This window comes from Thiothrix sp. (assembly GCF_028714775.1).
Lineage (GTDB): Bacteria > Pseudomonadota > Gammaproteobacteria > Thiotrichales > Thiotrichaceae > Thiothrix.
In genome coordinates, this window is the sequence record NZ_JAQTLS010000006.1 from 153,831 (window position 1) to 168,696 (window position 14,866).

Annotated in this window: 14 protein-coding genes; 11 read left to right on the forward strand and 3 right to left on the reverse strand. The window is 54.7% G+C overall.

Going from position 1 to position 14,866, the window contains the following annotated elements; genetic code table 11:
- The coding region (locus PHE17_RS07135) for a tetratricopeptide repeat protein (RefSeq protein WP_301015136.1) at window positions 1–2,003 on the reverse strand (2,003 nt) is incomplete at its 3' end.
- Window positions 2,004–2,114: 111 nt separating this feature from the next.
- Between PHE17_RS07135 and PHE17_RS07140 the strand changes: the two genes are divergently transcribed.
- Entirely contained in the window at window positions 2,115–2,417 is a 303-nt protein-coding gene (locus tag PHE17_RS07140) for a hypothetical protein (RefSeq protein ID WP_301015137.1), read from the forward strand.
- Window positions 2,418–2,462: 45 nt separating this feature from the next.
- Here PHE17_RS07140 and PHE17_RS07145 read toward each other — a convergent pair whose 3' ends face one another.
- Complete coding sequence (locus tag PHE17_RS07145) at window positions 2,463–3,071, reverse strand: hypothetical protein (RefSeq protein WP_301015138.1); 609 nt, start codon at window positions 3,069–3,071, stop codon at window positions 2,463–2,465.
- A 178-nt stretch (window positions 3,072–3,249) separates the two neighbouring features.
- Here PHE17_RS07145 and PHE17_RS07150 point away from each other — a divergent pair, with 178 nt between their 5' ends.
- The 8 genes from PHE17_RS07150 (at window position 3,250) to aroA (ending at window position 11,789) form a co-directional block, all read left to right on the forward strand.
- Window positions 3,250–3,465, forward strand: a complete 216-nt coding sequence (locus PHE17_RS07150) for a hypothetical protein (protein ID WP_301015139.1) — start codon at window positions 3,250–3,252, stop codon at window positions 3,463–3,465.
- Window positions 3,462–3,911: a type II toxin-antitoxin system VapC family toxin gene (locus tag PHE17_RS07155; protein ID WP_301015140.1), complete on the forward strand. Its 450-nt coding sequence runs from the start codon at window positions 3,462–3,464 to the stop codon at window positions 3,909–3,911. Before PHE17_RS07150 ends, PHE17_RS07155 begins: the two co-directional genes overlap by 4 nt.
- Before the next feature lie 95 nt (window positions 3,912–4,006).
- On the forward strand, window positions 4,007–6,826 hold the full coding sequence (gene uvrA, locus PHE17_RS07160; protein WP_301015141.1) for an excinuclease ABC subunit UvrA: 2,820 nt from the start codon (window positions 4,007–4,009) through the stop codon (window positions 6,824–6,826).
- A 113-nt stretch (window positions 6,827–6,939) separates the two neighbouring features.
- Entirely contained in the window at window positions 6,940–7,458 is a 519-nt protein-coding gene (locus tag PHE17_RS07165) for a DUF333 domain-containing protein (RefSeq protein WP_301015142.1), read from the forward strand.
- Between the two features lie 100 nt (window positions 7,459–7,558).
- Window positions 7,559–8,689 carry a histidinol-phosphate transaminase gene (hisC, locus tag PHE17_RS07170; RefSeq protein WP_301015143.1) on the forward strand — a complete coding sequence of 377 codons (1,131 nt, stop codon included), beginning with the start codon at window positions 7,559–7,561 and terminating at the stop codon, window positions 8,687–8,689.
- A complete protein-coding gene (locus PHE17_RS07175; protein ID WP_301015144.1) occupies window positions 8,686–9,567 on the forward strand; it encodes a prephenate dehydrogenase/arogenate dehydrogenase family protein in 882 nt (293 codons plus the stop codon). Before hisC ends, PHE17_RS07175 begins: the two co-directional genes overlap by 4 nt.
- An 11-nt stretch (window positions 9,568–9,578) precedes the next feature.
- Complete coding sequence (locus PHE17_RS07180; RefSeq protein ID WP_301015145.1) at window positions 9,579–10,442, forward strand: CHAP domain-containing protein; 864 nt, start codon at window positions 9,579–9,581, stop codon at window positions 10,440–10,442.
- A gap of 24 nt (window positions 10,443–10,466) precedes the next feature.
- Window positions 10,467–11,789: a 3-phosphoshikimate 1-carboxyvinyltransferase gene (gene aroA, locus PHE17_RS07185; RefSeq protein ID WP_301015146.1), complete on the forward strand. Its 1,323-nt coding sequence runs from the start codon at window positions 10,467–10,469 to the stop codon at window positions 11,787–11,789.
- Between the two features lie 18 nt (window positions 11,790–11,807).
- Here the strand turns inward: aroA and PHE17_RS07190 are convergent, their stop codons facing one another.
- The gene (locus PHE17_RS07190) at window positions 11,808–12,431 is read right to left on the reverse strand and encodes a hypothetical protein (protein WP_301015147.1); all 624 of its coding nucleotides are present in this window, start codon (window positions 12,429–12,431) and stop codon (window positions 11,808–11,810) included.
- A 63-nt stretch (window positions 12,432–12,494) separates the two neighbouring features.
- Here PHE17_RS07190 and PHE17_RS07195 point away from each other — a divergent pair, with 63 nt between their 5' ends.
- Window positions 12,495–13,301, forward strand: coding sequence for an ABC transporter ATP-binding protein (locus PHE17_RS07195; RefSeq protein ID WP_301015148.1), 807 nt, complete (start codon window positions 12,495–12,497; stop codon window positions 13,299–13,301).
- 41 nt (window positions 13,302–13,342) lie between these two features.
- Window positions 13,343–14,857: a fumarate hydratase gene (locus PHE17_RS07200; protein ID WP_301015149.1), complete on the forward strand. Its 1,515-nt coding sequence runs from the start codon at window positions 13,343–13,345 to the stop codon at window positions 14,855–14,857.
- Window positions 14,858–14,866 lie beyond the last annotated feature (9 nt).

The window sequence follows — 14,866 nt, forward strand, 5'->3', positions numbered from 1 at the left end:
GCGGTGTCGTAGTCGCCGCGTGCAGAATAGATTTGCGAGATATTGTTGAGGGTCGTGCCTTCGCCGGATTTGTCGCCGATTTCCTGTGTAATGGCGAGTGACTTTTTGAGGAAGTCGAGAGCGGTGTCGTAGTAGCCGCGAGCATGGGCAGTAGTCGCCATATTGTTGAGAGTCGTGCCCTCGCCGGATTTATCGCCGATTTTTTGTTGAATGGCGAGCGACTTTTTGAGGAAGTCGAGAGTGGTGTCGTAGTCGCCGCGTGCATATGCGGTAGTCGCCATATTGCCGAGGGTAGCGCCTTCGCCGGATTTGTCGCCGATTTCCTGTGTAATGGCGAGCGACTTTTTGAGGAAGTCGAGAGCGGTGTCGTAGTCGCCGCGTGCATCATAGATTTGCGAGATATTGTTGAGCACTGCGCCTTCACTTTTTTTGTCGCCGATTTCTCGCGAAATCTGGAGTGAAAGTGCCAGCAGCGGTTCTAGCGTTATCCATTGCCCAGCCAGATGAAATTTTTCGCGGTATTTGCCTACCCAGTAGGGGATTTTGGGGCAGTCAACGGCTTCCAGATGGTACGCACCTTCGATGAGAGCTTCGCTGTGTCCTTCCGTTAATTTGCTGGCGGATGTGAGGGCTTGCAATTTGTTGTCATAGTGGTCGAACAAGTGTTGGTGGATGTTGCGGTAAAGGGTGGCTTCGTGTTCAAGGCTTTCTGCTTGCAGGTAATCACGCATGACCGCGTGTAGGAAATACCGATTTTCTTGTTTCGTCCAGAAAGAATAAGCGGTCAATTCATGCAAGCTGATGACGGCTGCGCCGCCCAGAAATTTTTCACACAAGTTGAGGAATAAGATTTCATCCAGCCAGCGAGGGTAAGAGGCAAGCCGTAAAGCGCGGCGCGTCATATCGGGTAAATGACTGATGAAACGCGCCAGCATTTCCGGCTCTTTGCCGCCGTATTCATCCGCTTGTGGGGTGAGGTTGCGCCGTTTGCAGCTTTCGTATTGGTCAACCTGCAAGTTGAGGTAGAACGGAATGCCTTTAGCACCCGCCATAATCTGCGCCCGTATGTCATTTTCGACCACGGGAATGCTTTGCAGGAAGTTGTCAGCATCGGTATCTGTCAGGTGATCCAATGGGCAGGGCGTGATGATGCCTTGCCATTCTTCGGGGTCTTGCTGTGCCCATGCCAGTGTTTCGCGCCCCAATATGACGTGCAAGACGGCAGGCGTTTCATTGACCAACTTACGTACCCATTTGTCAACCAACAGGTCAGTTTTGCTGGGCTGGTCACGCCACAAGGCTTCGTAAGTGTCGTACAGGAACACAACTCGCCGTTGGGGAGCATTGGTTTCGTTATGCAGCCAGTCATCGACATCAGCACCAAAAAAGCTGGGTAACTCGTCTTCCAATTTGTAGGCGGAGAATCCTTCGAGTCCAGCCAATAGTTCTGTGCCGCGTGTTTCCATCCAGCGTTGCAAAATACGTTTTTCATCAGCTTTGTGCAGGCGTTCGAGTGCTTTCCCCAATAGTGGTAAGCCACTCAAAGCCTCCGCTGTTGCTGCCAAACCTTGTAACAAGTCATGTGGTTGTTTGAACAGTTCGGGGTAGCTGGTTTCCAAATTGCGCCCTGCCTGTGTGATGGCAAAGTAACGCGCAAACGCGGTATCAAACGCAGGAAACCAGAGCTTACCGTTAGCCGCCAATTGCAGACGCAGTGCCATCAATGCAGCGATGGGGTTACGTTTGTTGCTGTCTTCAAAATTGATTTTTGCCCATGCGAGTTGGTGGTCTTCGTTGTTAGGCAGGCTGTCGAGATGCTTTTCAAATTGTCCGCACAATGCCGATTTGCCTTGTCCACCTACGCCGTAAAAGTTCAACACACGGTATTCGTTTTGGTGTTGCTGGGCGGCGCATTGTTGGGCAAACAAATCACGCGCTTCATCACGGTCGGTGAAAACGCGATTTGCCTTGAAGGTATTTGGGCGGTGGCTGGGGGTTGGCATTTGTGCCTCGTGATGCGGCCTGTTTAAAATGGTGTCAGTCTATCAAATTTCACTGGTGTAAGTCCGAACTGCTATCCTCGCAGCTAGCGCATCGCCACGAGATAACCAATCATGCAGTACCCCGGCAAAGTCATTCTAGTTTCAACCTCCGCTTACCAACCTGAGCGTGACGCTGCGTTGTTGCACGAACTGCTGCAAAGCAAAATTGAGCTTTTTTGTGCCGTTGGTGCGGATGCCCGATCTTGGGAAGACGCCTTGGATTGGTTGTTGGTGACAGATTATTGGGATGACTCGTACAGCCTGATTACAACCGCCCACCCGGATGAATCCTTGGAAGAGGTGATTGAATTTGCGCAGTCATTCCACACCTCATCGGGGAAGGCGCATGAGCCTGAAGTGCTTTATCGGAAATGATTGACGCGCCTGCTTTCCTCGGCAACCTTGCAAAAGCCGCATCTGTCAGGTTACTTGCGGGCATGGTGGCGCTAATTGCTCATACACATTTACCGCATAAGCGTGTGGTAAACCGCTCAGGGTCAATCCGTGCAAGATGGCTTCCCGGTTGTTGAATGCTGCTTGGGGCGTTGGGAAAGCTCCGGCGCGTACCAGCTCTTCGCACATCCACGCCACATTTGCGTAGGCGGTGCGCATTCCAAATTGTGGGTTGATTTGGAACATCCGGTAGATTTCGGAACTCATACGTAACCAGATTAACTGGCGTTGGTCCTTGATGCGGTCAAGGGTGGCGGCGGTTTGCTGCGCGGTTGGGGTCATGGCGGGAATGATTGCCCTGAATATCTGATAGCTTAGGTCAATCAGGTTTTCGCCGCTGGCTTGCAGGGTGTATCCGCCACGTTCGCAGTAAAACAACTGCTGCTTAAATTCGCTGATTTCCACCGACAACCAATCCTCGGCGTATTCACCGAAAGCAGGCCAGCGGCTGATGGGGTAAGGTAATTGTTGCGCCAACGCCTGCAATTGCGTGGCGTAAGCACGGTGGTCACGCAACGGGAGCAAGCTGGTCAGGTCACTGAATGGAATGCTGGTGGTTGGGGCGGGTAGTGGCATTGCGGTGGTTTCCAAAGGGTGGTTGGTAAACGCGGGCTTGGATTCTGCCAAACGTTTGCTGACGATGTTATCCTAAGTGCCGATCTCTGATATACAGAAGTTGCTGCTACTTGTAGTAAGTGCCATTTTCATGGATTTGCGCTAAGTTAGCTTATCTTGATTGATTGGACGGTGAAATATGAACGCACTGAGAAGCCAAGTGCTGCAAGAGGTTGCTCTGCTGGATGTTAGGGAACTGTTAGCCTTGCAGCCCATGTTGATGGCACTGAAAAAAGCCAAAAAGACCGTAACAAACCGACGTGGTAACGGTGCTGCACACGCACGGCAAGCATTATCTAGGCTGAAAACCAGCTTATCCGACGCTGTACGCGAAGATCGGGAAGATCGCTTGTGAACCTGTTTTTCGATACTTCAGCCTTAGTTAAATACTTCCATATTGAGGCAGGTTCACAGCAAGTCATTGACCTGATAGAGGATTCGGCCCATCAGATTTGGGTTTCTGATCTTGCGCGTGTTGAGTTCATCAGTGCGTTGTACCGTAAATTGCGGCGCGGGGACGTGGATGAAGCTCAGTTACAAGAAGCTCTGGCGGGTTTTGATGTCGAATGGTCACGATTCAATATCCATCCGCTCAATGAAGTTGTCGTGGCTGAAGCTGACGGATTGCTACGCCAGAAGGCTGGAACGTATCGGTTGCGAGCTTTAGATGCCTTGCAGTTCGCCAGTTTCCGTTTATTGGCAGAGCAAGATTGGGCATTTGTTGTTGCAGACGAGCTATTGGCGGATACCGTTGCCAGCGATAGTTTTGCTGTGGTCAGGGTGGCGTTGCCATCTGTGTGACAGTTTTGCGAGAACCAATCTCAGTGAGTAGGGAAATCTCCCTTTCTGCCAAAACCTGCTAAACTTCGTTTTTTGTTCGGCACGAGCTTGCACTCATGGAAAAATTCATCCGCATTCGCGGCGCACGTACCCACAACCTGAAAAACATCGACCTTGACCTGCCGCGTGACAAGCTGATCGTGATCACGGGCTTGTCGGGGTCGGGCAAGTCGTCGCTGGCGTTCGACACGATTTTTGCGGAAGGGCAGCGGCGTTACGTCGAGTCGCTGTCCGCCTACGCCCGCCAGTTCCTGTCGATGATGGAAAAGCCGGACATTGACCACATCGAAGGGCTTTCCCCGGCGATTTCCATCGAGCAGAAAACCACCTCGCACAACCCGCGTTCCACCGTCGGCACGATCACCGAGATTTACGACTACCTGCGCCTGCTGTATGCGCGGGCAGGTGTGCCGCGTTGCCCGACACATCACGTTGATTTGCAAGTGCAAACCGTCAGCCAGATGGTCGATCAGGTGTTGAGTTTGCCCGAAGGCAGCAAGCTGATGTTGCTTGCCCCGGTGGTGCGCGAACGCAAGGGCGAGCATGTGCAACTGTTTGATTCGTTGCGGGCGCAAGGCTATTTGCGGGCACGGGTGAATGGTGTGGTCTACGAACTGGACGTGCCGCCGACGCTGGAATTGCGCAAGAAACACACCATCGAAGTGGTGATTGACCGTTTCAAAGTGCGTGACGATATGCAGTTGCGCCTCGCCGAATCGTTTGAAACCGCGCTGAAACTCGCCAACGGGCTGGCAACAGTGGCGTGGATGGATGGCGACGGCGAAGACATGATTTTTTCCGCCAACTACGCCTGCCCGCATTGCGGCTGGTCGCTGACCGAACTCGAACCGCGCTTGTTCTCGTTCAACGCACCCGCTGGCGCGTGCCAGACCTGCGACGGCTTGGGCGTGGAACAGTTTTTCGACCCGCAACGGGTGGTGGCAAATCCGTCGATGAGCCTTGCGGGTGGCGCGGTGCGCGGCTGGGATCGGCGCAACGCCTACTACTTTCAAATGCTCACCTCGCTTGCCGACCATTTCAGCTTTGACGTGGAACAGCCGTGGGACGCATTGCCCGCGTCTATCCACAAACTGATCTTGCACGGCAGCGGTTTGGAGGAGGTGGAATTCACCTACGTCGGGCAAAAAGGGCAAATTTACACCCGTTCGCACACCTTTGAAGGCGTATTGAACAACCTCAAACGCCGTTACCGCGAAACCGATTCGAGTGCGGTGCGCGAAGAATTGGCGAAATACCTCGCCAGCCGTGCTTGCCCCGATTGCGGCGGCACCCGCTTGAACGAACAGGCGCGGAACGTATTCATCGCGGGGCGCAATTTGCCTGCGATCACCCATTTGCCGATTGGCGAAAGCCATGCGTTTTTCCGCAGCCTGAATTTGCCGGGGACACAGGGGCAAATTGCCGACAAGATTTTGCGCGAAATTGCCTTACGCTTGGAATTTCTGGTCAACGTTGGGCTGGATTATTTGACCCTGAGTCGCAGCGCGGAAACGCTCTCCGGCGGCGAAGCGCAACGCATCCGCCTCGCCTCGCAGATTGGCGCGGGGCTGGTCGGGGTGATGTACGTGCTGGATGAGCCATCCATCGGCTTGCATCAGCGCGACAACGCCCGCTTGCTGAAAACGCTGTTCCGCCTGCGCGACCTTGGCAATACCGTGATCGTGGTCGAGCATGACGAAGACGCGATCCGTTCCGCCGATCATGTGCTGGATATTGGCCCCGGTGCGGGTGTGCATGGCGGTTACATTATTGCGCAAGGCACACCCGAAGAGGTGTTTGCCACGCCGGATTCGGTGACGGGGCAATTCATGTCCGGGCGGCGCAAAATCACCATGCCCGCCCAACGCACCCCGTTCAACCCCGAACGCACCATCAAGCTGATCGGCGCGACCGGCAATAACCTCAATGACGTGACGCTGGAAATTCCGCTGGGGCTGCTGACCTGCATCACCGGCGTGTCGGGGTCGGGCAAATCGACGCTGATCAACCGCACGCTGTACCCGTTTCTGGCGCGGCATCTGCACGATAGCAGCGTGGAAGTTGCTCCGGTGCGCGAAGTGCTGGGCGTGGAGCAAATCGACAAAATCATCGACATCGACCAAAGCCCGATTGGGCGCACCCCGCGTTCCAACCCCGCCACCTACACGGGCGTGTTTACCGCAATTCGCGATATGTTTGCGGCGACGCAAGAGGCACGTTCACGCGGCTATTTGCCGGGGCGGTTTTCCTTCAACGTCAAGGGCGGACGCTGCGAAGCCTGTTCCGGCGACGGCTTGATCAAGGTCGAGATGCACTTTTTGCCGGACGTGTACGTGACCTGCGAAGTGTGCGATGGCAAGCGTTACAACCGCGAAACCCTCGACATCCGCTACAAGGGCAAGAACATCAGCGAAGTGCTGGCGATGACGGTGGAAGATGCCTGCGAATTCTTCGCCGCCGTGCCGTCGATCCACACCAAACTGCAAACGCTGATGGATGTGGGGCTGTCGTACATCACGCTGGGGCAAAATGCGACTACGTTATCGGGCGGCGAAGCGCAGCGCGTTAAGTTGGCAAAAGAGCTGTCCAAACGCGGCACGGGTAAGACGATTTATATTTTGGACGAGCCGACCACAGGGCTGCATTTCCACGACGTTGACCAGTTGCTGCAAGTGCTGCACCGCTTGCGTGACGGCGGCAATACCGTGGTGGTGATTGAGCATAATCTCGACGTGATCAAGACGGCGGATTGGGTGGTGGATTTGGGGCCGGAAGGTGGGAGTCGTGGCGGGCATATTATTGCGGTGGGTACGCCGGAGCAGGTGGCGGAAACCGAGGGGTCGTTTACTGGGGAGTTTCTGAAGCGGATGTTGTAAAGCCGCTAAGTCACATCATTGAACCTTCACGATATTCACTACGTCAAACTGAACGAGTCCAACAGTGTTTGGGCGTGGGAACGTTTTTGTCAAATGGATTAGAAAGGTCGTATATGTCTATCATTAAAAAAGCATTATTAGGGTTATCCGGGTTGGGGTTGATTATTGGTTTTGGCATTCAGTCGGCAAGTGCTATGCCCAACCCTGCATCCGTCAATTGCACGAAGCAAGGTGGAAAACTGGAGACAGTCAACACCCCACAAGGGCAAGTAAGTTATTGCACCCTCCCAAATGGTGTGCGCTGTGAAGAGTGGGCACTGTTCCGTAACGAATGCCCAGCTCCGGCGAAACCCGTGATTACCGGGGGTTACAGTGCGATTTCTGTGGCAGATGTCGACGTGAAGGCGGCTGCGAATTTCGCTGCGGGTAGCTTAAAGGCCAAGTTAAAGTCTGTGAACAGTGCTGCGTCTCAAGTGGTGGCAGGAACCAATTTCCGCATGAATATTACCCTGACCAACGGCAAACGCTACGATGTGGTGGTATTCAGAGACTTGAAGGGGCATCAGAAATTGACCAGTTCAAAGCTGCTTGCCAGCGCTAAATCCAAGCCCAAAAAAGCCAAACGGCACTGAGTACCTGCTAGCAATCCGGGTGTGGCTGAGCGTGCACTCTTGGCAAACCGGGTGGTGTATGGTTGAATGCCTGCCTGACTTTTCTCAGGCCATATTTATTATGCAAGCAACCATTGATTACCGCGCCTTGGCAGTTTCCGGTGTGCAGGCGCTGCAACCGTACCAGCCCGGCAAGCCGATAGAGGAATTGGAACGCGAATTGGGGATTACCAACATCCTCAAACTGGCGTCCAACGAAAACCCGTTGGGGGCAAGCCCGCAGGCACAAGCCGCGTTAGCTGTCGCCCTGAAAACGCTGGAACTCTACCCGGATGGCAGCGGTTATCAGTTGAAGGCAGCGATTGCCGAAAAATTTGGCCTGCAAAGTCCGCAGATCACCTTGGGCAATGGTTCCAACGACGTGTTGGAGCTGGTTGCCCGAGCTTTCCTCGACAAGCAAAATGCTGCCGTTTTCGCCGAACATGCGTTTGCGGTTTACCCGATTGTGGCGCAAGCCGTTGGGGCGGAATTGCGCGTTGCTAAGGCCAATCCGCCTGACCATCCGACCATGCATTACGGTCACAATCTGGCGAACTTGAGTGCGAAGATTGACGCGAAAACCCGTGTGGTGTTCATTGCCAATCCCAACAACCCGACGGGTACGTGGCTGGGTAAGGCCGAGTTACACGCTTTCCTGCAAGGCGTTCCTGCCGATGTCATCGTGGTACTCGACGAAGCCTACACCGAATACGTTACCGACCCGGATTTCCCGGATGCGCTGGCGTGGTTGGCGGAATTCCCTAACCTGATCGTGACGCGTACTTTTTCCAAGATTTACGGTTTGGCGGGCTTGCGGGTTGGGTATGCGGTTTCCAGCCCTGAAATTGCCGATATTCTCAACCGGGTACGTCAGCCGTTTAATGTGAATTCATTGGCGCTGGCAGCAGCACAAGCTGCGTTGGGCGACGATGCTTTCCTCCAGCGCAGTGTGGCGACTAATGCCGCTGGTTTGCAGCAGTGGTTTGCGGCATGTGCGGAAAATGGTTGGGAATACATCCCGACCGTGGGTAACTTCATTACCGTTGATATGAAACGCCCCGCAGCGCCGTTGTATGATGCCTTGCTGCGTGAAGGCGTGATTGTGCGCCCGATTGCAGGCTACGGTTTGCCGCAACACCTGCGCATCACTATCGGTACGCAGGCACAAAATCAACGCTGTATCAATGCGTTAAAGAAGGTTCTTGCAGCGTGATAAAGAAACTTGTCATCTTTGGCGTCGGTTTGATCGGCGGTTCGCTGGCTTTAGCTCTGCGCCAAGCCAATTATTGCCAAACCATCGTCGGTTGCAGCCGCAACGCCGCCCACCTGCAAACTGCCGTTGACCTCGGCGTGATTGATAGCTTTACCCTCGACCCGCAAGAAGCGGTAAAAGACGCCGACATGGTGTTGCTCGCCGTACCGATGGGCGCAATGGGTAAGCTCTTGCAGCAAATCAAACCCGCCTTACCTGCCGACGTGATCCTGACTGATGCAGGCAGCACCAAAGGCAGCATCGTAGCGGAAGTGGAACAGGTGTTCGGCGCAGGCTATACCCGTTTCGTCCCCGGACACCCGATTGCGGGGCGCGAAAAAAGCGGGGTGGAAGCGGCGATTCCCGACCTTTACCACAACCGCCGCGTGATCCTAACGCCTTTGCCACAGACCGATGCGGCAGCGCTGGCAAGTGTCGACGCAATGTGGCAAGTAACGGGCGCGTTGGTTGAGCAAATGCCAGTTGATCTACACGACCGGGTGCTTGCTGCTACCAGCCATTTGCCGCATTTACTGGCGTTTTCCTTGGTGGATACTTTGCTGAACATGCCGCAGCGCGAAGACATTTTGCGCTACGCCGCCGGGGGCTTCCGCGATTTTACCCGCATTGCCTCCAGCGACCCGGTGATGTGGCGCGACATTTGCCTGACGAATAAAGAAGCCATTTTGGGTGTGATTGGCGATTTCCAGAAAAATTTGGGCGAATTCGCTACCATGATCGACGAACAAGACGGGGAAGCCCTGCACAGCCGCATGGAAAAAGCCAAGCAAGCCCGCGACAATTACATCGCTTATTTGGAAAACGGTAAGGTGGCCTAATGGTTATTAACATGTCTTTTGCGCTGCGTGCTTTTGCGTTCAGCGCGGTTTTGCTGGCAAGTGGTTGCGCGTCTGTTGGCGAAATATCCACGCCGAAGACGGCAGCGTCAGCCGCTTATCCGGCGGCGCTGGCAGCGGCATTGCCCAATACTGATGGTTACGGTTTGTCCGCGAAACCTGCGCCGTTACCGGCAGACGCGCAAAAGCAAGCTTATCAGCAGGCGCAGCAGTCGTGTTCCAGCCACTGCGTCACTCCGGCGGGAAAACTACTGGGCGTGGCGGATGGGGTGCAAGCCTATTCCAATTGCCAATCGACGTGTGCGCGGTCTGAATTTTCCTTCATGGATTTGCGCACCAAAGCAGTATCACTGCACGAAAAGCCACCTGCTGACCCACAGTTGCACTACGTCGGTTTGACCTACCAATGCGTGGAATATGCGCGGCGCTGGTGGATGACTAACCAAGGCATTACCTTCGGTGATGTCGACAGCGCCTTCGATATTCTGTATCTGACGGAAGGCGAAAATATCCATACCAAGGCCAAATTCCCCTTGGCACGTTCAATCAATGGTACTGCCCACCGCCCGCCGAAACGCGGTGACTTGCTGATCTATTACCCGAATCCAACCGACCCAAAATGGCGGCACGGGCACGTTGCCGTGGTGGTGAATGTTGATCAGCAACGCGGTTTAGTCGCTGTCGCAGAACAAAACTACAACAACCAGCCGTGGGAAAATCCCAGCCATTATGCGCGTCAAATCCGCTTGTTTGAGGTGGGTGGACGTTACCGGCTGGTGGATGTTGCAGCAAATAGTGTCAAAAATTCGACGGGTGGTTTAATTTCTGGCTGGATTTATCCTGCCTCCGCCCAATAAAGCCAAGATTACAGGAAAACCCGCATGAGCCATTCCAGCACCAACCTGACTTTTATCGTCCAACCCGGCGGCAGCTTGCATGGCAGCGTGCGTGTCCCCGGCGACAAATCCATTTCGCACCGTTCCATCATGCTCGGTTCATTGGCGGAAGGCACAACCCACGTCAGCGGCTTCCTGCAAGGCGAAGATTGCCTGTGTACCCTGAAAGCGTTCCGTGCGATGGGTGTCGACATTGATGGCCCCACCGATGATGGCAAAGTAACCATCCACGGGGTAGGGCTGCACGGCCTCAAAGTGCCAGCGGGCGATTTGGACATGGGCAATTCCGGCACGTCCATGCGCCTGATGTCGGGCTTGATGAGCGGGCAAGCGTTTGATGTGCGGATGACCGGCGATGCTTCACTGTCCAAACGTCCGATGAAGCGCGTGACTGTGCCGTTGGCTAGCATGGGCGCGGAAATCGACGCCACCGAAAAAGGTACGCCGCCGCTGCTGGTGCATGGTGCTCGCAAACTGCAAGGCATCCATTACGACATGCCAGTAGCCAGCGCACAGGTGAAGTCCTCACTGTTGCTGGCAGGTTTGTATGCGCAAGGCGAAACCTCCGTCACCGAACCCGCGCCGACCCGCGACCATACCGAACGCATGTTGCGCGGCTTCGGCTATGCAGTAAAAACCGACGGCAACCACATCAGCTTACAAGGCGGTGGCAAGCTCACTGCGACGGACATTGACGTGCCGTCTGACATTTCCTCTGCCGCGTTCTTCATGGTCGGGGCAAGCATTGCGCAAGGTTCCGACCTGACGATTGAGCATGTCGGCATGAACCCGACCCGCACTGGCGTGATCGACATCTTGCGCCTAATGGGGGCAAACCTCGACATCCTCAACGAGCGCGAAGTGGGTGGGGAACCTGTCGCCGACATCCGCGTGCGTTCCGCGCCGCTCAAAGGCATCCAGATTCCCGAAGCGCTGGTTCCGCTGGCAATTGATGAATTTCCGTCACTGTTCATCGCAGCCGCGTTTGCGACAGGCCAAACCGTATTGACAGGTGCGGAAGAGTTGCGCGTGAAAGAAAGCGACCGTATCCAAGTGATGGCAGACGGCCTGATTGCTTGCGGTGTCGATGCGCAACCGACCCCGGACGGCATTATCATCAATCCCGGTAATTTCAGCGGTGGCACGATTGAAAGCCACGGCGACCACCGCATTGCCATGTCATTTGCAATGGCGGCGTTATGTGCCAAAGCGCCGATCACGATCAATGACTGCGCGAATGTGAATACATCGTTCCCCGGTTTTGTGGATTTGGCAGCGGGGGCTGGGGTGAAAATTACAGTTGCCTGAGCTTAGCTGATGGCAGTTTTACTGAGGTGTTGCCGCTGCCGCAGCACCTTCTTCCATCGGTAACGGATCACCGCTCATGTCCACTTGCGGGTTGCCATTCACTGCATCCCCCGCAGGATTGTTACCGTGGTTGTTGGCGCTGGCGTCGTTGAGGTAACTGTGGTCATCCACCCCCACGAGCTTGCCAATCAAGCGGGCGCGGGTTTTGTCTCGCAGGTTGCCGCCAAGGTTTTCGCACAAGCTGTTAGCAAGCAGGAAACGTTGGGTGGCTTCCAACTTGCCTTGGAACAGGTTGAGTTGCTCTAGGGTTTTGCCGTAAAGGAAGAAATTGACCCCGGCAATGAATTCGGTGACAGCGCCGCCGATGGTGCTGACAATGGCGAGTTCGGGGGAACCATTGCCGTTCAGCAAGAAGGAAATCGCTGCCATGAAGAATACCAGCCCGACCATGCTGGCGATTAACGCCCAACGGAAACTGCGGGAGGCTTGTGACAGCGACAACTCGTAGTAGTTGGACAGCAATTCAAGCTGGGCAATGGCGATTTCTTTGACATCGTTCTCATCTGCATCCGACAAGCGTTTCAAGGTGGCTTGTTGTTTATAGATGGGGTCGCTGGCGCTATTGTTGGTAGGTGCATTCATGTTTTGGCTCGCTTTGGAGTATGATAGCCCGCATTATAGCCTATTGAATGCCCTAATTCCTTGATGTCATTGCTATCTATCCAATCCCTGAATATCCGTTTCCGCAGCCCTGATGAGGGTGATGTGGAAGCTGTGCGTAACGTAAGCCTGCAACTGCATCCCGGCGAAACCCTCGCAGTCGTGGGCGAATCTGGGGCAGGGAAGAGCCAGCTATTCCACGCAGTAATGGGTTTGTTGCCGCGCAATGCCCGCGCTAGCGGTAGTGTTTTGTTCAATGGGGTAGAATTACTCAACCAGCCTGCCCGCGTCTTGAACCAGTACCGGGGCAAGCGCATGGCAATGATTTTCCAAGACCCGATGACTGCGTTAAACCCGCTGCTGACTATCGGGCGGCAATTGACCGAAGTGCTGGAAGTGCATCAGCGCATGGGTGCAAAACCAGCGCGGGACAAAGCGATTGCGATGCTGGAACAGGTGCGCATTTCCGATGCTGCGCGGCGTTTCAACAGTTACCCGCACGAATTGTCTGGCGGGATGCGCCAGCGGGTCATGATTGCGATGGCATTGCTGTGCGAGCCGGAATTGCTGATTGCCGACGAACCGACCACGGCGTTGGATGTTACCGTGCAGTCGGAAATCATGGCTCTGTTACGGGACATCCGCAGCCAACGCGACATGGCGGTGGTACTGGTGACGCACGACCTGCCGTTAGCGGGCGGATTGTGCGACCGGGTAGCCGTGATGTATCGCGGTGAAATCGTCGAGCACGGTCAAGTAGATGCTATTTTTTACCGACCACAACACACTTACACACAAAACTTGCTGTCGGCGTCCAGTTTCGCATACGCTTGTGCAGCACAACAAAAATAGACTCCGCACGCAGTAGAATTAACCACCCTAGGAGTAGAGCCATGACCATCATCAAACAACAAGATGTGATTGACAGCGTAGCGGATGCGTTGCAATTCATTTCCTATTACCATCCGGTCGATTTTATCGAGGCCATGCATAAAGCGTGGGAACGTGAAGAATCCCCAGCGGCAAAAGATTCTATTGCCCAAATTCTCGTCAATTCGCGTATGTGTGCCGAAGGCCACCGCCCGATTTGCCAAGATACCGGCATCGTGACGGTTTTTGTCAAAGTCGGCATGAATGTGCAATGGGAAGGCGACTTGAGCCTGACCGACATGATCAACGAAGGCGTGCGTCGTGCCTATATGAACCCGGATAACGTCTTGCGTGCTTCTATCCTTGCCGACCCTGCTGGTGCGCGTAAAAATACCAAGGACAATACCCCAGCGGTGATCCATTACGAAATCGTTCCCGGCGACAAAGTGTCTTTCGACGTTGCAGCTAAGGGCGGCGGTTCCGAAAACAAGTCCAAAATGGTCATGCTCAACCCTTCCGACAGCATTGTGGATTGGGTGCTGAAAACTGTGCCAACGATGGGCGCGGGCTGGTGTCCACCGGGAATGCTCGGTATTGGTATTGGTGGTACTGCCGAAAAGGCTGCTGTGCTGGCAAAAGAAGTGCTGATGGAACCTATCGACATCCAAGAACTGATTGCCCGTGGCGCACAAAACCGCGTGGAAGAACTGCGCCTTGAATTGTACGAAAAGGTGAATAATCTGGGCATCGGCGCACAAGGTTTGGGCGGTTTGACCACGGTGCTGGATGTCAAAATCAAGGATTTCCCCACCCATGCGGCTTCTTTGCCCGTGTGCATGATCCCCAACTGTGCTGCCACGCGCCACACCCATTTCGTGCTGGACGGTTCCGGCGCTGCCTTGCAAACCCCGCCAGATATTGCGCTGTGGCCTGAAATTTCGTTGGCAGGTGGTGCTACAGCGACCCGCGTCAATCTCGACACCATCACCCCCGAACAAGTACGCAACTTGAAACCGGGCGAAACCGTATTGCTGTCCGGCAAGATGCTGACCGGGCGCGATGCGGCACACAAGCGCATGATCGACATGCTCAATAAGGGCGAACAACTGCCTGTAGACCTGAAAGGCCGATTCATTTACTACGTCGGCCCGGTCGATCCAGTACGTGAGGAAGTCATGGGGCCAGCAGGCCCAACAACGGCTACGCGCATGGATAAATTCACCCGCCAAATTCTGCAACAAACGGGCTTGCTGGGCATGATCGGTAAATCCGAACGCGGCCCGGTTGCGATTGAAGCGATCAAAGAATTCGGCGCGGTTTACCTGATGGCAGTCGGCGGCGCGGCCTATCTGGTATCGAAAGCGATTACCGGCGCGAAAGTGTTGGCGTTCCCAGAATTGGGGATGGAGGCAATCTACGAATTCGAGGTCAAGGATATGCCGGTAACGGTAGCGGTCGACAGTAACGGCGAATCGGTGCACAACACCGGCCCCGCGCACTGGAAGCACATTATCGACATGCGTGTTGCAGCGAAGTAAGGTTGCAAC